Origin of the sequence: Cupriavidus basilensis OR16 (assembly GCF_000243095.1) — a bacterium.
GTDB classification, from domain to species: domain Bacteria; phylum Pseudomonadota; class Gammaproteobacteria; order Burkholderiales; family Burkholderiaceae; genus Cupriavidus; species Cupriavidus basilensis_D.
The window spans coordinates 37011-54854 of record NZ_AHJE01000105.1 but is presented as its reverse complement, the minus strand read 5'-3'; the positions used below and the strand labels follow the sequence as shown (position 1 = coordinate 54854).

The 17844-nt window shown below is 65.5% G+C and carries 11 protein-coding genes, 1 other RNA gene and 1 pseudogene; 8 read left to right on the top strand and 5 right to left on the bottom strand.

Features of this window, described 5'->3' with window-relative positions:
• The 4 genes from ubiG to OR16_RS32050 form a co-directional block, all read left to right on the top strand.
• Positions 1-517, top strand: a 517-nt coding sequence (gene ubiG, locus OR16_RS32060; protein ID WP_006162875.1) for a bifunctional 2-polyprenyl-6-hydroxyphenol methylase/3-demethylubiquinol 3-O-methyltransferase UbiG, incomplete at its 5' end; no start/stop codon positions are given.
• A gap of 2 nt (positions 518-519) precedes the next feature.
• Complete coding sequence (gph, locus tag OR16_RS32055) at positions 520-1191, top strand: phosphoglycolate phosphatase (RefSeq protein WP_006162873.1); 672 nt, start codon at positions 520-522, stop codon at positions 1189-1191.
• Between the two features lie 88 nt (positions 1192-1279).
• Positions 1280-1638, top strand: a transfer-messenger RNA (tmRNA) gene (ssrA, locus tag OR16_RS40580).
• A 453-nt stretch (positions 1639-2091) separates the two neighbouring features.
• Positions 2092-2964 (top strand): hypothetical protein, encoded by an 873-nt coding sequence (locus OR16_RS32050; RefSeq protein WP_006162867.1) that lies wholly within the window; start codon positions 2092-2094, stop codon positions 2962-2964.
• An 8-nt stretch (positions 2965-2972) separates the two neighbouring features.
• Here OR16_RS32050 and OR16_RS32045 read toward each other — a convergent pair whose 3' ends face one another.
• Positions 2973-5705 carry a DUF1854 domain-containing protein gene (locus OR16_RS32045; RefSeq protein ID WP_006162866.1) on the bottom strand — a complete coding sequence of 911 codons (2733 nt, stop codon included), beginning with the start codon at positions 5703-5705 and terminating at the stop codon, positions 2973-2975.
• A gap of 240 nt (positions 5706-5945) precedes the next feature.
• Between OR16_RS32045 and cphA (OR16_RS32040) the strand changes: the two genes are divergently transcribed.
• The gene (gene cphA / locus OR16_RS32040) at positions 5946-8516 is read left to right on the top strand and encodes a cyanophycin synthetase (protein ID WP_006162864.1); all 2571 of its coding nucleotides are present in this window, start codon (positions 5946-5948) and stop codon (positions 8514-8516) included.
• A 20-nt stretch (positions 8517-8536) separates the two neighbouring features.
• Positions 8537-11107: a cyanophycin synthetase gene (gene cphA / locus OR16_RS32035; RefSeq protein ID WP_006162862.1), complete on the top strand. Its 2571-nt coding sequence runs from the start codon at positions 8537-8539 to the stop codon at positions 11105-11107.
• A gap of 158 nt (positions 11108-11265) precedes the next feature.
• Here the strand turns inward: cphA (OR16_RS32035) and OR16_RS32030 are convergent, their stop codons facing one another.
• The 4 genes and pseudogenes from OR16_RS32030 to OR16_RS32015 form a co-directional block, all read right to left on the bottom strand.
• On the bottom strand, positions 11266-11925 hold the full coding sequence (locus tag OR16_RS32030) for an amino acid ABC transporter permease (protein ID WP_006162860.1): 660 nt from the start codon (positions 11923-11925) through the stop codon (positions 11266-11268).
• Between the two features lie 139 nt (positions 11926-12064).
• On the bottom strand, positions 12065-12862 hold the full coding sequence (locus tag OR16_RS32025) for a cystine ABC transporter substrate-binding protein (RefSeq protein WP_006162859.1): 798 nt from the start codon (positions 12860-12862) through the stop codon (positions 12065-12067).
• 162 nt (positions 12863-13024) lie between these two features.
• Positions 13025-13910, bottom strand: a pseudogene (locus tag OR16_RS32020) (transporter substrate-binding domain-containing protein).
• 112 nt (positions 13911-14022) lie between these two features.
• Positions 14023-15285 (bottom strand): D-amino acid dehydrogenase, encoded by a 1263-nt coding sequence (locus OR16_RS32015; RefSeq protein WP_006162857.1) that lies wholly within the window; start codon positions 15283-15285, stop codon positions 14023-14025.
• 137 nt (positions 15286-15422) lie between these two features.
• On the opposite strand from OR16_RS32015, the gene OR16_RS32010 reads away from it, so the two are divergent.
• Both OR16_RS32010 and OR16_RS32005 read left to right on the top strand, forming a co-directional pair.
• The gene (locus OR16_RS32010) at positions 15423-16376 is read left to right on the top strand and encodes a LysR family transcriptional regulator (RefSeq protein WP_006162855.1); all 954 of its coding nucleotides are present in this window, start codon (positions 15423-15425) and stop codon (positions 16374-16376) included.
• A gap of 85 nt (positions 16377-16461) precedes the next feature.
• The gene (locus tag OR16_RS32005) at positions 16462-17775 is read left to right on the top strand and encodes a hemolysin family protein (protein ID WP_006162853.1); all 1314 of its coding nucleotides are present in this window, start codon (positions 16462-16464) and stop codon (positions 17773-17775) included.
• Positions 17776-17844 lie beyond the last annotated feature (69 nt).

Genomic DNA, 17844 nt, shown 5'->3' with positions numbered 1-17844 from the left:
GGCGGAGAGCATGGCGCGCACCGGCGCAACGGTGCGCGGCATCGACCTGTCCACCAAGGCACTGAAGGTCGCCGACCTGCACAGCCTCGAGTCCGGCGTGACAGTGACCTACGAGGAGATCGCCGCCGAAGCCCTGGCGGCGCGCATGCCCGCCAGCGTCGATGTCGTGACCTGCATGGAGATGCTGGAACACGTGCCCGACCCGCAATCGATCCTGCGCGCCTGCGCCACGCTGGTACGCCCGGGCGGCTACGTGTTCTGCTCCACCATCAACCGCAACCTGAAGGCCTATCTGCTGGCCGTGGTCGGTGCTGAATACGTGCTCAACATGCTGCCGCGCGGCACGCATGACTACGACAAATTCATCACGCCGTCCGAACTCGCACGCTACGCCCGCAACACCGGGCTTGAGCTCGTCGAGATGCGCGGCATGACCTACAACCCGCTGACCCAGGTCTACGCGCTGGGCCGGGACACCGATGTGAACTATTTGATGGCATTTCGCCGGCTCGCCTGAACATGCGCACCTACGACGCAGTCTTTTTTGATCTCGACGGCACCCTTGCCGACACCGCGCCCGACCTGGCCGCGGCCGCGAACCGTCTCGTCACCGAGCACGGCCGCCCGCCCGTGGCCTACGAGAAACTCCGCCCGGTCGCGTCGCACGGCGCGCGCGGCCTGATCGGCGCCGCCTTCGGCAAGAACCCGGCCGACCCCGAGTTCCCCGCGCTGCGCGATACCTTCCTCGATTACTACGAGGCCGATATCGCGGTGCATACTCGCCTGTTCGACGGCATGGCCGAGGTGCTGGAGGCGCTGGAGTCCGCCGGCATCCGCTGGGGCATCGTCACCAACAAGATCACGCGCTTCACCGCGCCGCTGGTCGCCGCCATCGGGCTGGCGCCGCGCGCCTCGGCCGTGGTCAGCGGCGACACCACGGCGCACGCCAAGCCCCACCCGGCGCCGCTGCTGCATGCCGCTGAAGTCAGCGGCGTGGCGCCCGGGCGCTGCGTGTACGTCGGCGACGACGTGCGCGACATCCAGGCCGGCAAGGCCGCCGGCATGATCACCATCACCGCTGCCTACGGCTATTGTGGCGACGACGAGCCACCAGAAACATGGGGCGCCGACTACCTGGTACGCCATCCCAGCGAGCTGATCGCCCTGCTGGCCCCCAGCGGACAGCGCTGACGCTACAGGAGGCCCGGAAGGCATTCACACCTGGGGCCTCCAACAGAGTACAATGACCCTTCTTGACACTGTTCACACAGTTCACGCAGGGGCCGACCTGGTTTCGACGTGGGTTACAAAGCAGTGGAGGGCATACCGAGGACCCGTCACCTCGTTAATCAATGGGAATGCAATAACTGCTAACGACGAACGTTACGCACTGGCCGCTTAATTGCGGCCGTCCTCGCACTGGCTCGCTGGCGGGCTAGAGTCGCAAGACTACGCGAGGTCATTAACGCCAGATAAGCCCTGAGTTTGTCACGGACCTAGGGACGAAAATCTAGTGAATCGCCGTTGTAGAGCGTGTCCGTCCGCGATGCACCGGTTAAATCAAATGGCAGGACTAAGTATGTAGAACTCTCTGTGGAGGGCTTGCGGACGCGGGTTCGATTCCCGCCGGCTCCACCAATATTCAGTTCCGGCTATTTCCGGGACTACCAAAACCCCGAGGATTAGTATCCTCGGGGTTTTATTTTTTTTTTCCGGCTTTGATAATGGGGGGGGCGATACAAAGCCCCCACTCTCCCCTCAAAAAATCGCCGAAAAAAGCAGGCAATTTCCGCCGGCTTAAGACTCGTCCGATTCACAGAACTCCCCTGGGCCTGCATCATCTACGCAAGCTGCCTCTGCAGAGGCGGGCTTCCTGACGCAGGCCATCGTGGCCTCACGTCCGGGGTTGCCCTCCAGCGCCCGCGCACTCCTGCGCGGGCGTCTTTTTTTGCGCGCTCGGGCATGCGCGGCCCGGCCAGCAAGCGGCAAGGTCATCGGCAATTTGTAATCATCTGTTACAGTCGACATTTTTTCGGCAATCGAAAAGCGGCGCTAGAGGCGCCCATGCGCACGGGAACAGGCAAGGTACAAATGAAGAGACTCATTGGGGCTGCGGGCATTGCACTGGCACTGGCAGGCTGTGGCGGATCGGGCGACAACGATGGCGGACTGGCGATCGTGCGCACCCCACCCGCCGCTACGTCCACGACGCCGACGACACCCACGGCTCCGACGACGCCGGTGATCCCGGCGGCGCCCGACACCATCGCGCTCGGCTCGGGCTTCTACATCGGCACCTCCGCCACCAACGAGCGGTTCAACATCCTGGTGCTGGACGAGAACGTCTATTACGCCTTTTACGCCATGCCGGGCATACCAGACGTGTCGCGGGGCGTACTGACCGGCAACTACAGTTCGGGCAGCGGCGCGCTGACCACGAATAACAACGGGCTGGATTTCAATCAGGAGGCGGCGGGCTACAGCCTGACCGCGGCGAACCTATTGGCAGCCTATGTGCCAGGCAAGTCGATCCAGGCGCAGGTCACCTATCGCAACGGCAGGAGCACGGTCGTCAACGCCACCTACAGCACCGACTACAACTTCATTGCGACCACCGACGGCCTGAAGGGGACTTACAACGGCACGTCGAACGTCATCGACACCAGCGGGATCACCGCGGGCGGCGTGCGGCTGGTGGTCGACGCCAGCGGCAACTTCACGCTCGATGGCAGCGGCTCGGGCTGCAGCTTTACGGGAACCGCCACGCCGCGCCGCCAGGGCAAGGTCTATAACGTCGTCCTGCAGTTGAGCGGTCCGACCTGCCTCTACGCGAACACGCCGATGAGCGGCATCGCCTACTACGACCCTACCACCACGCATAGCTTGCCCGCGCCCGGCCAGCTCTACCTGTTTGCGATGCGCCCCGACCGCCAGGTCGGGGTGATCTTCACCGGCAAGCTCTGAAGCGCAGGTCAGAGAAAGCGGTCGAGGATCTTGCGGCTGCCCTTGTCCAGGGCCGTGAGGTTGCGCACCAGGTAGTGAATGCCGTGGCTGTCGGAGATCAGCAGCGTGGAGCCGGCCAGGCGGCGGATGTCTTCCTCGCCGCGCAGCACCAGCGAGGTGAGGCCGCGATCCGTCTCCACCTCCCAGGTGCTGGGGGTGGCATAGGTCGACACCGAGCGGATGCGGCGGATCTCCGGCATGAATTCGCGGCTGGCCAGCTCCGCCTCGATCATCTCGCGCACGGGCGCGGGCAAGGTGTCCAGGCGGGGCAGCCAGGCCAGTTCGCGGCCATCGGTGCTGATCAGGCCGACGCCATCGTCAGGCGCGGCGATCGGAAAGGCGCGCACGGGAACCACGCCGTCGTGCACGATGCCGTCCGCCGTGGTCAACACCAGCCGGCCAAGGGCATTGCGGGAGAGCTTGAAATCGACTTGCTGCATATGAGCTCCCATCCTTATTGCACGCTGACCGCATCGGCGGCGGTAGAGCTTGTAGTAGGCGCCTTCGCGCGCCAGCAACTCATCGTGGTTGCCGACTTCCACGATCTGTCCGCGGTCCATTACCACCAGGCGGTCCGCCTTGCGCAACGTGGACAAGCGGTGGGCGATGGCGATGGTGGTGCGGCCTTGCACCAGGTTATCCAGTGCCTTCTGGATTTCCTTCTCGGTCGTCGTATCCACCGACGAGGTAGCCTCGTCCATGATCAGGATGCGCGGGTTGATCAGCAGCGCGCGCGCGATGGAGATACGCTGGCGTTCGCCGCCGGACAGCGCTTGCCCGCGCTCGCCCACGAGAGAATCGTAGCCATGCGGCAGGCGCAGGATGAACTCGTGCGCATGGGCCGCGCGCGCCGCGGCGATGATCTCTTCGCGCGAAGCACCCGGCTTGCCGTAGGCAATGTTCTCGGCAATCGTGCCGAAGAACAGGAACGGCTCCTGCAGCACCAGCCCGATATGGCTGCGGAACTCCGATACCGGCAGCGAGCGGATATCGACACCATCCAGCCGGATCGCGCCTTCGGAGACATCGTAGAAGCGGCAGATCAGGTTGACCAGCGTGCTCTTGCCCGAGCCGCTATGCCCGACCAGGCCAATCATTTCACCCGGCGCGATCGACAGGTTGAGCCCGCGGATCACGGCACGGTTGCCATAGCGGAAGCCCAGGTCGCGCAACTCGATGGCGCCCTCCACGCGCTCCAGGTGCACCGGCCGCGCGGGCTCCGGCACGCTGGAGACGTGATCGAGGATATCGAAAATGCGCTTGGCGCCGGCGGCGGCCTTCTGCGTGACCGAAACGATGCGGCTCATCGAATCCAGGCGTGTATAGAAGCGGCTGATATAGGTGAGGAAGGCCACTAGCACGCCGACCGTGATCGCCTTGTGCGAGACCTGCCAGATGCCAAAGATCCACACCACCAGCAAGCCGATCTCGGTCAGCAGCGTGACGGTCGGGGTAAACAGCGACCACACCGCGTTGACCCGGTCGTTGATTGCCAGGTTGTGCCGGTTGGCTTCGCGGAAGCGCTCCACCTCGCGCTTTTCCTGCGCGAAGGCCTTGACCACGCGGATGCCCGGGATCGTATCGGCCAGCACGTTGGTGATCTCCGACCAGATCCGGTCGATTTTCTCGAAGCCATGGCGCAGCCGGTCGCGCACCAGGTGGATCATCCACGCGATGAACGGCAGCGGCACCAGCGTCACCAGCGCCAGCCACGGGTTGATCGAAATCAGGATGGCCGCCGTCATGACGATCATCAGCACGTCGGTGGCAAAATCCAGCAAATGTAGCGACAGAAACACGCAGATGCGGTCGCTTTCCGAGCCGATGCGGGCCATCAGGTCGCCCGTGCGCTTGCCGCCGAAGTACTCCAGCGACAGCCGCAGCAGGTGCTCGTAGGTGGTGGTGCGCAGGTCCGCGCCAATGCGCTCGGAGACCCGTGCCAGCAGGTAGGTGCGGGCCCAGCCGAGGCTCCATGCCACCAGCGCCGCGCCCAGCAGGCCGGCCAGGTACAGCTTGACCCGGTCGTAATCGATGGGCAGCCCGTTCTGGTAGGGAATCAGCACGTTGTCCATCAACGGCATGGTCAGGTACGGCGGCACCAGCGTCGCGGCGGTGGACAGCAGCGTCAGCAGGAAGCCCGACAGCAACTGGAAGCGGTACGGCCGGGCAAAACGCCACAGACGCAACAGCGCCCAGGTCGACGGCGGCGTTTCCAGGTCACGGCTGCATTGCGGGCATTGGTCGTCGTCCGGGGGCAGCGGGGCCTTGCAGGTCGGGCAGACCGCTTCGGTATCGATATCCACCTGCCCCGCCCGGCCTGAGGCCGACAGGTCGCGTTGCGCGTGAAACTGGTCGATCAGGCGCAACGCGGCCGGGTTGTGGCCCAGGGTGTAGCGCCAGCTGGCCAGCAATCGCCCGTTGTCTTGCAATTCCAGCGTGCCGACCCCCGCGTGATCGGCGTGATGCAGCGATAATCCGGGCTGGATTGTCCATTCCTGCCAGTCTTTTTGCGCCGGCATGCGTGCCAGCAAGCGACGATCCGTCACAAGTACCCAGCCTTGGGTAAAATGCAGCTTTGCGTCAAGGTCGACTTCGAGCCAGGCAAGGACGGCTTCGCCAGGTTGCAGGCGGGCGCCGGGTTCGTTACGCCACGGCTCGGTCTGGGCGTCGCTGTCAATCACGGGCAAGGAAGGTTGGGTCATCGTTGGTACGGCATGCTGCGTCCTTGGACTATGGACATAACTTGAAACAATTTAGCGCGGGCGCGCCCTGGCGGCCCGTCGATTTGCCCGCAGTATACATAAGGCCAATCACACGGGCGCCCATGATGCACTGCACAATCGCATTTTAATAAAGAAAGTCAACCGGCTGACCGTTGTAACGTTACTGAAAGGTTAGGCTTCTATTTCTCGGGCACTCGCCCACTGCCTCAAGCTAAATCAATGAAAAAGAAGGACATTGAGATTTTCGATGTCATGTCGCTGCGCGGCCCGAATATGTGGACATATCGGCCTGTGCTGGAGGCGTGGGTCGATATCGGGGAACTGGAGGATTTTCCCTCCAACAAGATTCCGGGGTTCTACGAGCGCCTGTCGGCATGGCTGCCCTCGCTGGTCGAGCACCGCTGCAGTATCGGCGAGCGCGGCGGCTTCCTGCAGCGGCTCAAGGAAGGCACGTGGCCTGGCCACATCCTGGAACACGTCACGCTTGAGCTGCAGAACCTCGCCGGCATGCCCGGCGGCTTCGGCAAGGCGCGCGAGACCCCGATCCGCGGCGTCTACAAGGTGATCGTGCGGGCCTGGCACGAGGATGTCACCCGTGCCGCCCTGTTCGCCGCCCGCGACCTGGTGATGGCCGCCATCGAGGACCGCCCCTATGACGTCCAGGAGACGGTGGATCACCTGCGCCGCCTGGTGGACAAGCACTGCCTGGGCCCGAGCACGGCCTGCATCGTCGACGCTGCCGACGACCGCGGCATCCCTGCCCTGCGCTTGTCCGAGGGCAACCTGGTGCAACTTGGCTATGGCAGCCGCCAGCGCCGCATCTGGACCGCCGAGACCGACCGCACCGCGGCCATCGCCGAGAGCATCTCGCGCGACAAGGACCTGACCAAGAGCCTGCTGGAATCCTGCGGCGTGCCCGTGCCCGAAGGCCGGCTGGTGGAAAGCGCGGCCGACGCCTGGGACGCCGCCGAGGACATCGGCCTGCCAGTGGTGGTCAAGCCCTATGACGGCAACCACGGCCGCGGCGTGTTCACCAACCTGACCACGCGCGAGGAAGTCGAGACCGCCTATGGGGTCGCCATCGACGAAGGCAGCGGCGTCATCGTCGAGCGCTTCGTGCTGGGCAACGAACACCGCCTGCTGGTGGTGGGCGGCCGCCTGGTGGCCGCCGCCATGGGCGAGACCGCCAGCGTGACCGGCGACGGCAAGTCGACCATCGACGAGCTGATCGAGTCGCAGATCAATTCCGACCCGCGCCGCGGCAACACCGAAGACCACCCGCTCAACAAGGTGCGGCTGGACTCGGCCGCGCGCCTGGAACTCAAGCGCCAGGGCTTCGACGCCACATCCGTGCCACCCGAAGGCAAGCACGTGCTGATCCAGCGCAACGGCAATGTCGCCTTCGACGTCACCGACCGCGTGCACCCGAGCGTGGCCGCGCATGCCTCGCTGGCCGCCCGCGTCGTGGGCCTGGACATCGCCGGCGTCGACCTGGTGGCGCAGGATATTTCGCGGCCGCTAGCCGAGCAGCGCGGCGCCATTGTCGAGGTCAATGCCGGTCCTGGCCTGCTGATGCACCTGAAGCCCTCCAACGGCGAAGCCCGCCCGGTGGGCCGTGCCGTGGTGGATCACCTGTTCCCGGCTGGCGAAGGCGACGACAACGGCCGCATTCCGGTGGTCGGCATCACCGGCACCAATGGCAAGACCGTGGTGGCCAAGCTGGTCGCGCGCCTGCTGCAGCTCTCGGGCAAGCACACCGGCCTGGCTTGCAGCGATGGCCTCTACCTGGACCGCCGCCAGGTGCAGGGCGGCGACCGCGCCAACTGGGACGCGGCCCACCGCATCCTGATGAACCGCGCGGTGGATGCCGCCGTGCTCGAGAACGATAGCGGCACCATCCTGTCCGAAGGCCTCGCCTACGACCGTTGCCAGGTCGGCGTGGTGACCAATATCGATGTGCCCGACCACCTCGGCCAGTATTACGTCGAAGAAGTCGAGAAGATGTACAGCGTGCTGCGCACGCAGATCGACGTGGTGCTGGACGGCGGCGTGGCGGTGCTCAATGCGCGCGACCCGCTGGTGGTGGAGATGGCGGAGCTGTGCGATGGCGACGTGATCTTCTTCGGCCTGTCGGCCGACCTGCCCGCCATTGCCGCGCATCGCGCGGCCGGGCGCCGCGCGGTCTACGTGCGCGACGGCAAGGTGGTGCTCGCCACCGGCAGCCGCGAGGTGCCGCTGACCGATGTGGCCGCGATTCCCCTCACCTATGCGGGCCGCGTGGCCTTCCAGGTCGAGAACGTGCTGGCGGCCGTGGCCACCGGCTGGGCGCTGGGCATCTCCAATGACCTGATTCGCGCTGGCGTGGTGACATTCGATGTGGGCCAGGTGGATGTGCCCGGACGCTTCACGCTGTTCGAGCGCAACGGCGCCATCGTGGTGATCGACGACGCCCACAATTACGGCGCCGGCGCGCCGCGCCGCGATGAAGACATCGTCAAGCAAGGCAAGGTGCTGGGTGCTGCGTTCGACCGCGTGTTCCTGTGCGAGGACACCTCGATCAAGCGCACGCTGCCGGACGCCGAAGCACGCGCGCTGCTCAAGCAGGGCCTTTACGAAGGACGGCGCGTGACCAAGATCATCGACGAGGGCTCGCGCCGCCAGGCGATCGAGGCCGCGCTCGCGCAAGTCGTGGCCGGCGATCTGCTGGTCCTGCAATGCGATGAAGCGACGACCCTGCCGACGATCGACCTGGTGCACCAGTGGATGGGCCAACCGGGCCGCCGCGCCTGATCCGCAAGGAAACTGATTTCATGGAAGTCTCACGTATCCGGGCCCTGCGCGGCCCTAACCTGTGGTGCCGCCACACTGCCATCGAAGCCATCGTTTCGTGCTCCGACGAGGCCCACATGCTGGCTGAGCTGCCCGGTTTTGAAGAGCGCCTGCGCGCGCGCTTTCCCGAGGTAGGCCCGCTGCGGCCCGATGACAACGAAGGGGTGGTGTCGCTGGCGCACGCGCTGGAATGTGCGGCCATGCGCCTGCAGGCGGAGGCCGGCTGCCCGGTCAGCTTCAGCCGCACCGCACCCACGGTCGAGCCCGGCACCTACCAGGTGGTGGTGCAATACAGCGAGGAAGAAGTCGGCCGGCTGGCGCTGGAACTCGCCGCCACGCTGTGCCGCGCCGCGCGCGACGACATGCCGTTCGACCTGGCCGATGCGCTGCATCGCCTGCGCGAGCTCGATGAAGACGTGCGCCTGGGGCCGAGCACCGGCTCCATCGTCTACGCGGGCGTGGCACGCGGCATTCCGTATCGCCGCCTGACGCAAGGCAGCATGGTGCAGTTCGGCTGGGGCAGCAAGCAACGCCGCATCCAGGCCGCCGAAACCGACATGACCAGCGCGGTCTCGGAATCGATCGCCCAAGACAAGGAACTCACCAAGACGCTGCTGCACGCCGCCGGCGTGCCTGTGCCGCTGGGCCGCTCCGTCTCGGACCCCGAAGAAGCCTGGGCCGCCGCACAGGAAATCGACGCGCCGGTGGTGGTCAAGCCGCGCGACGGCAACCAGGGCAAGGGCGTGGCGGTACGCATCCGCACCCGCGAGGAAGTCATCGCCGCCTATGAAGTCGCCGCCGAGATCAGCTCCGATGTGATCGTCGAGCGCTATATTCCGGGCCACGATTTCCGACTGCTGGTGGTGGGCAACCACCTGGTGGCCGCCGCCCGCCGCGATCCGCCCCAGGTCACTGGCGACGGCAAGCACACCGTGCGCCAGCTGGTCGACGAAGTGAATCGCGACCCGCGCCGCGGCGAGGGGCACGCTACCTCGCTGACCAAGATCCGCTTTGACGATATCGCGCTGGCCACGCTGGCCAAGCAGCATCTGAGCGCGGATGCGGTGCCGCCCAAGGGCACCCGCGTGGTGCTGCGCAATAACGCCAACCTGTCCACCGGCGGCAGCGCGACGGACGTCACCGACGATGTGCACCCCGACATGGCCGCCCGCGCCGTGGCGGCCGCGCGCATGGTCGGCCTGGACATCTGCGGCGTCGATGCGGTCTGCGAGACCGTGCTCAAGCCGTTCGAGGAACAAGCCGGCGGCATCGTCGAAGTCAATGCCGCGCCGGGCCTGCGCATGCACCTGCAGCCCTCCTACGGCAAAGGCCGCGCGGTAGGCGAAGCCATCATCTCCACGATGTTCGCCGACGGCGACGACGGCCGCATCCCCGTGGTGGCGGTCTCCGGCACCAACGGCAAGACCACCACGGTCCGCCTGATTGCCCACCTGCTGGCTGGCAGCGGCCTGCGTATTGGCATGACCGGCACCGACGGTGTCTACGTCAAGGGCGAGCGCATCGATACCGGCGACTGCAGCGGCCCGCGCAGCGCCCGCAATGTGCTGATGCACCCCGACGTGGACGCAGCCGTGTTCGAAACCGCGCGCGGCGGCCTGCTGCGCGAAGGCCTGGCCTTCGATCGCTGCGATGTGGCCGTGGTCACCAATGTGGGCGAAGGCGATCACCTCGGGCTGTCCTACATCAGCACCGTGGAAGACCTCGCCGTGCTGAAAAGCGTGATCGTGCAGAACGTGGCCCCGCACGGCATGGCCGTGCTCAATGCCGCCGACCCGATGGTGGTGCGCATGGCCGACGCCTGCCCCGGCGCCGTGACCTTCTTCGCGTTGGACCTGAACAATCCCGTGATGGCAACGCACTGCGCACAAGGCAAGCGCGTGGTGTATGTCGAGGATGGCCATATCGTGGCCGCCGAAGGCGAAAACCAGGTGCGCATCGCTCTGTCGAGCATCCCGCTCACGCGTGGTGGCTCGATCGGCTTCCAGGTCGAGAACGCCATGTCCGCCACCGCGGCGGCATGGGCGCTCGGGATCGACTGGGACGTCATCCGCCGCAGCCTGGCGACCTTTGTCAACGACGCAGCCACCGCCCCCGGACGCTTCAACGTGTTCGACTACAAAGGCGCGACGCTGATCGCCGACTACGGCCACAACCCGGATGCGATCCAGGCGCTGTGCAGCGCCATCGAAGGCATGCCGGCCAAGCGCCGCTCGGTGGTGATCAGCGGCGCGGGCGACCGCCGCGATGTCGATATCCGCCGCCAGACCGAAATCCTCGGTGGCGTGTTCGACGAAGTGATCCTGTACCAGGACCAGTGCCAGCGCGGACGCGAGGACGGCGAAGTGCTGGCCTTGCTGCGCGAGGGCCTGGAAGGCGCGACGCGCGCCGGCACGGTGGAAGAGATCCGCGGGGAATTCCTCGCCATCGATACTGCGTTGTCGCATTTGCAGCCGGGCGACCTTTGCTTGATTTTGGTGGACCAGGTGGAGGAGGCGCTGGGGCATATTGAGCAGAGGATTGCTCAGGGGTAAGTGGGGGGGGCCTCGCGATAAACAAGAAAGCCAGCCTTATCGGCTGGCTTTCTTGCTTTCTTGCTGTGGGGCGCGGTGCTGCTTCTTTTTTGCGGCGATGGTTTTTGCACCCAAGACGCCATCGCCGCCCAAATCAAAGCCCCCCTACCCCTCACCCCCTAATGCCTCCCCGGCAACGACAACCGCCGCTCCAGCCGCCTTTGCACCTGCGACAACGCCGTGCTGAGCATCCAGTAGATCGCGGCCACCGCAAGATAGAGCGGTAGCGGCTGGTAGGTTGCGGCAATCACCTCCTGCGCGGTGCGCAGCAGTTCGGTCACGGTAATCACCGACACCAGCGAGGTGTCCTTGATCAGGCTGATCAGGCTGTTTGACAGGCTGGGCACCGCCAGCCGCAGCGCCTGCGGCCCCACCACGTAGCGCAGCGTCTGGCCCTGGGTCAGCCCCAGGCTATAGGCCGCCAGCCACTGCCCGCGCGGGATGCCGAGAATCGCGCCGCGCATGCTCTCGGACAGATAAGCCCCTACGTTCAAGCTCAGCGTCAGCACCCCGGCCGGGGTGGGCTCCAGCGCAATGCCGATGCCGGGCAAGCCGTAATACACCACGAAGATCTGCACCAGCAGCGGTGTGCCGCGCATGATGCTGACGTAGACCCGAGCGATGGTCGTCAGCAAGCGCTGGTGGCTGATGCCCATCAGGGCGATCACGGTGCCGATCACCAGTCCGAAGACCATCGACAGCACGGCAAACTTGATGGTGAGCAGCATGCCCTGTAGCAGCACGGGCAGCGAGTTGGCGACAAGCTGGAGAGCGGACATGGTAGGCCCTGGAGCATGCCGCCATCGCAACGAGGGCGGCCGTGGCGGCATCGCGAAGTCTCAACGCCCGGGTGCCGGGATCACCGGCGAGGCCACGGTATCCGCACCGCGGCCCGCGCCGGATGCGCGCAAGCTACGCTTACCTGGCCGGCTTGGTCACGTCGGAACCAAACCATTTCGCCGAGAGCTTGCCGAGGCTGCCGTCCTTGCGCATCTCCTCGAGCGCCCGGTCAATGGCCTGCTTGAACTTCGGATTGTCCTTGCGCAAGGGAATCCCCACCTCGGAGGTGCCGCCTTCGACAATGGCGCCGGGCCGCAGCGGCAGGTTCGAAGTCTTGATCAGGTAGCCGATCATCAGGCGGTCGTTGAGCGCGGCGTCCACGCGTTCCGAGGCCAGGTCGCGCAGGTATTCAGGCGCACCCGGGTAAGTCTTGACGTCGATGCCCGGCACCGACTTGGCCAGCTCGTTGTAGTTGCTGCCAAGGCTCACGCCCAGCTTCTTGCCCTTGAGGTCTTCCAGCGACTTGAACTGGCGCTTGTCGTCCTTGCGCTGGATCAGTTGTGCCGCCGAATAAACGTACGGCGTGGAGAAATCCAGCACCTCCTTGCGCTGCGGCGTCACCGCGACCTGGTTGACGATCACGTCGAACTTGCCGGCCTGCAGCCCGGCAATGATGCCGCTCCACTCGGTGGTGACGAACTCCGGCTTCACGCCCAGTTTGGCCGCGACCGCCTTTGCCACGTCCACATCGAAGCCTTCCAGCTGGTTGTTGCCGCCGCGGTAGTTGAACGGCGGATAGGTGCCTTCCAGCCCGATCCTGAGCACGCCGGCTTGCTTCACGGTGTCGAGCAGGTCGGCGGCCTGCGCGGCGGCGCCGGCCGCCAGCAACGAAACGGCGAACAGGGCTTTGAGGCAGGCAGTACGAAGCGATCGCATATGTTCTCCAGTCAGCACTGCCGGCGCGGACGGCGTCCGCACTGGTCCGGCAAGCGTTGGCCCATCCAGAGCGCAGGCCGGCTTTCAGCCTAGCGCAATTTCCTGTCGAACGGCAATAACGATTCGCCCTGCCCTGCCCTGCCTGGCCCCGCACCGCCCGGCTTACTGGAACGCCTTGTCGTTCGGGTGGGCATAAAGATCCTTCATGTCGGCCGAGAGCGGATAGTTCAGGTTGATGTTGCGCGGCGGGATCGGCGACTGGAACCACTTCTTGTACAACTGCTCGGCACGGCCGCTGGTCATCAGGTCGGCGATCACGCCGTCGGCCAGCGTTTTGAAGGACGGATCGTCCTTGCGGAACATGCAGGCGTAGTTCTCGGTCTGCAGCGGCGTCCCCACCACGGTCCAGTCATTGGCGCTCTTGGCCTTGGTCAGCTCGCCGTAGAGCAGCGGCTCGTCCATCACGAAGGCCACCGCGCGGCCCGTCTCCAGGATCAGGAACGACTGCCCATGGTCCTTGGCGCTGATCAGGTTCATGTTCATGGCCTTTTCGCCATTCATCTTGACCAGCAGGCGCTCGTCCGTGGTGCCCGCGGTGGTCACCACGTTGCGATCCTTGAGGTCGGGGAAGTCCTTCACGCCCAAAGAGGCTGTTGGAGAACGCAACCTGCTTCTGCCGCTCGAGGTTGTTGGTGGTGGTGCCGCACTCAATGTCGATGGTGCCGTTCTGCATCAGCGAAATGCGATTCTGCGACGTGATGGGCACCAGCTTGACCTCCAGCTTGGACAGTTGCAATTGCGCCTTCACCTTGTCGACGATCTGCAGCAGGATCTCGTGCGAGTAGCCCATCACATCGCGGCCGTTGGTATAGGAGAACGGGATGGAGGACTCGCGATAGCCCAGCGAGATCACACCGGTGTCCTTGATCTTGCGCAGCGTATCGCCGTCGGCGGCATTGGCGTTGTTGACGGCGCCAGCGGCGCCAGCCAGCATGCCGAGCGCCAGCAGGCAACGGGAGATTCGGTTGTAGCGGACGTGCGATTTCATATCGTTTTCTCCTTGGTGGGAATGGCTCGAAGTCTTGCTTGGTCGTGAAGCGATGAGGCAAACGGTAAGGCAAACAGCAAGGCAAAAAAACGTGGCTCCGGAGCGCTGCCGGTCAAACCAGCGTCGCGGCAAAATCCCTTTCATCAATGGCCGGCTTGCGCCCGGCCAAGCCATCGGCCAGCAAGCCCGCGCTGCCCATGGCCAGCGTGAAGCCGAGCGCGCCGTGGCCGATATCGAGCCACAGGCCGCGCAGGCTGGTGGGCCCGACCATCGGCAAGCCGGTCGGCGTGGCCGGGCGCAAGCCCGCCCACGGCTGCAGCTGCTCCGGGGCCATGCCCGGCGCCATGTCGCCGAACAGCGCGCGAGTCTCCAAGGCCAGCGTGGCGATGCGGGCACGGTCGATGACGGTGTCCGCGCGTACCAGGTCGGCCATGCCCGCCACGCGCAAGGTGTTGCCGATGCGGGCATAGACGATCTTGCGCGCAAAATCGGTGATGCTGATGTGCGGCGCGCACTCGCCATCGCTAATCGGCACCGTGATGCTGTAGCCCTTGAGCGGCCACAGCGGCGCCCGCACGCCCAGGGGCTTGAGCAAGGCCACGCTGCCGATGCCGCCTGCCACCACCACGGCATCTGCCCGCTCGATGCCGGCATCGGTACGCACGCCGGTGACGCGATCGCCCGCGCGCTCGATGCCCAGCACGCCGGTGCCAAAGCGCAGCGACACGCCAGAACGATCACGCAGCAATTGTGCCAACGCCAGGCAGAACCGATGGCAATCGGCCACTTCCTCGCTCGGCGTATGAATCGCCCCGGCAATCTCGCCGCGGATGCCGGCCAATGCAGGCTCCAGCGCCACGCACGCGTCGCCGTCCAGCGCCTGCTGCTCGCAGCCCAGGCTGGCCTGGTAGTCGAGCAAGCGGCAGGCGGCATCAAAGCTGGCCGCGTCGCGGTGCACAATCAGCTTGCCGCGCCGGGCAAAGCCAAACTCCACCGGCTGGCTGTCGACAAAAGCCTGCATCAAGTCGCGGGAGTAGAAGGCGAGGCGCAGCAGCTTGCGCGTCGTGGCCTCGCTGGCGGAGGCATTGCAAGCCAGCGCAAACGCCGCCAGCCAGCGCCACTGCGCCGGGTCCATCGATGGCCGGAAGCGCATCGGCGAATCCGCGCGCAGCAGCCACCCGGGCACCTTGGCCAGCACCCCCGGCCCCGCGAGCGGCGCCACATAGCTATAGCTGAGCTGCCCGCCGTTGGCGAAGCTGGTTTCCTCGCCCGGGCCGTCGCGCCGCTCCAGCACGGTGACATCGTGCCCGTCGCCTGCCAGCCGCCATGCAGCGCTCATCCCGATCACGCCCGCCCCTACGATCACAACCTTCATCACCCGCCTCGTTGACCCGGCCCTTGCCGATCCGACACAGGGTAGACCACGCAGCCGGCCTTGCCCAATGCGAATACGTGCAAGAATATGTCTTTAGGCTATGGGTGCCGCTTTGCTGCGGCGCCCGCCCTTGCCACATGCGATTGCGTCAGATCGAAGTCTTTCGCGCGGTCATGCTGACCGGCACCGTCAGCGAGGCCGCGCGCCTACTGCACGTCTCCCAGCCAGTCGTCACGCGCGTGCTGCAGCATGCCGAGGCCACGCTCGGCTTCCGTTTGTTCGACCGGGTCAAGGGCAGGCTGCGGGCCACGCCAGAGGCCACCGCGCTGTACGGCGATGTCGAGCGGCTATATGGCGAGATCGAGCGGGTACGCCGTGTATCCGAAAGCCTGCGCCACAAGGGCGCCGGCCGCCTGCGCGTGGCAGCCACGCCCAGCCTGGCCAATCCGCTGCTGGTGCCAGCCGTACGCCGCTTTTGCGCGCGCCATCCCGACACGCAGGTGCAGGTGCTGACCCACCACACGGACGAGATCGTGCAAGGGTTGCTGGCCAACCAGATCGACCTGGGCTTCGCGTTCTCGCCGCCGCGCCATGAAGCCATCCTCAGCGAGCCGGTAGCTGGAGGCCAAATGCTGCTGGCGGTGCCGCGCGGCGAACCGCTGGCGGCCCGCGGGCGGCGCGCCGACGTGCCAATGCACAAGCTGGTGGAACGCCCCTTTATCGCCTACGACGACAACAGCTCGCTAGGGCTGCTGGTGCGCCAGACGCTGGCTCGCAATGCGCTGGAGCCGCGCTCCACGCTGGAAGTCCAGACTTACTCGCTGGCGCTGGCCCTGGTCGATGCCGGCCTGGGCCTGACCTTGCTCGACCAGTACACCGCGCTAGGCGCAAGCCCGGAGCGCGTGTCGCTGCATGCGGTCAAGCCTGCGCTGCCGTTCGAAATCCAGTTGCTGCGCGCCAGCCACCGCGGCAGCTCCAGCCTGGCCGACGATATGTGCGCACAGTTTGCCGCCGCCGCACGGGAGCTGGCTGCTGCGCTGCCGCAGCGGCTGGAAGCGCCAGCGGTCAGTTTTGAGCATGCCGCTAAATGAAACGTCCCGCCGCCCTTGCGGAATTTGACAGTACCGTGCGCCGTGCACCATCATCAAAGCGCCTGAACGGTGTTTTCCCAAACCTATGTTCGCCCTAATCCTGCTTCTGCTCATACTGATCAGTGCCTTCTTCTCGATTTCCGAGATCGCGCTGACCGCATCGCGCCGCACCAAGCTGCAAACGCTGTCGGAGCGTGGCGACCGCCGCGCCACCAAGATCATGCAGCTCAAGGAGGAGCCGGGCAATTTCTTCACCATCGTGCAGATCGGCGTCAACAGCGTAGCCATCCTGGCGGGTATCGTCGGCGAGAAGCACGTCTCCGACCTGTTCCAGACGGCGCTGCTGCCCTACCTGGACGTGGTCACGACCCAGCGCATCGCCAATGTCGGCTCCTTCCTGATCGTCACCCTGCTCTTTATCCAGTTCGCCGACCTGATCCCCAAGCGCATCGCCATGACCTTTCCCGAGGCCTGCGCGCTGGTGGTGATCGGGCCGATGCTCACGCTCATCAAGATCTTCAAGCCGCTGGTCTACGTGTTCAACGGCGCCGCCAACGCCACGCTGCACCTGTTCGGCGTGCCCACCAAGCACATCGACCAGATCACCTCCGAAGACATCGCCGCCATGGTCGACGCGGGGGCGGAGGCCGGCGTGCTGCACAAGCACGAGATCCACCTGATCGAGAACGTGTTCGAGCTGGACGCCAAGAACGTCACCGCGGTGATGACCCCGCGCGACGATGTGGTCTACATCGGGCTGGACGAGTCCGCCGACAGCCTGCGGCGCAAGCTGGTCAACTATCCCCATGCGCAGTATCCGGTATGCGGGCATAACCTCGACGACGTGCTGGGCTACATTGATTCGAAGGACATCCTGCAGATGTTCCTCGCCGACGACTCCACCGGCGTGATCGGCAACATCGGCAATATCGGCAAGCACCACGACAAGAACGTGCTGGTGATCCCGGACACGCTGACGCTCACCGAATCGCTCACGCGCTTTCGCGAGATGCACCAGAATTTCGCGGTGGTGATGAACGAATACGGCCTGGTGGTGGGCATCGTCACGCTGGACGATATCGTCGGCGCGCTGATGGGCAACATCATCTACTCCACCGAAGACGAGCAGATCGTGCGGCGCGACGAAAGCTCATGGCTGGTCGACGGCGTGACGCCGCTGGTGGACCTGAAGAAAGCGCTGGAACTCGATGAGCTGCCCGGCGAGGATTACGTCGATACTGCCGCCGGGCTCGTCATCTACACGCTCAAGCGGATCCCGAAGAAATCGGAAGCGATCGAAGCAGCGGGATTCCGCTTTGAAGTGCTGGACATCGACCATCACAAGATCGATCAGTTGCTGGTCTCGCGGCTGCCGCCGGCGGCGCCGTTCCAGCCGTAAGCGCGCGGCGATAGCGCTCGACCGTGGCGGGCAGCTGGAACACCACGATCCAGGCGCCGACCACCACCA

Coding starts and splice junctions, on each gene's coding strand:
- gph (WP_006162873.1), top strand. CDS start 520: ATGCGCACCTACGACGCAGTCTTTTTTGATCTCGACGGCACCCTTGCC.
- OR16_RS32050 (WP_006162867.1), top strand. CDS start 2,092: ATGAAGAGACTCATTGGGGCTGCGGGCATTGCACTGGCACTGGCAGGC.
- OR16_RS32015 (WP_006162857.1), bottom strand. CDS start 15,285: ATGAAGGTTGTGATCGTAGGGGCGGGCGTGATCGGGATGAGCGCTGCA.
- OR16_RS32010 (WP_006162855.1), top strand. CDS start 15,423: ATGCGATTGCGTCAGATCGAAGTCTTTCGCGCGGTCATGCTGACCGGC.
- cphA (WP_006162862.1), top strand. CDS start 8,537: ATGGAAGTCTCACGTATCCGGGCCCTGCGCGGCCCTAACCTGTGGTGC.
- cphA (WP_006162864.1), top strand. CDS start 5,946: ATGAAAAAGAAGGACATTGAGATTTTCGATGTCATGTCGCTGCGCGGC.
- OR16_RS32025 (WP_006162859.1), bottom strand. CDS start 12,862: ATGCGATCGCTTCGTACTGCCTGCCTCAAAGCCCTGTTCGCCGTTTCG.
- OR16_RS32005 (WP_006162853.1), top strand. CDS start 16,462: ATGTTCGCCCTAATCCTGCTTCTGCTCATACTGATCAGTGCCTTCTTC.
- OR16_RS32030 (WP_006162860.1), bottom strand. CDS start 11,925: ATGTCCGCTCTCCAGCTTGTCGCCAACTCGCTGCCCGTGCTGCTACAG.
- OR16_RS32045 (WP_006162866.1), bottom strand. CDS start 5,705: ATGACCCAACCTTCCTTGCCCGTGATTGACAGCGACGCCCAGACCGAG.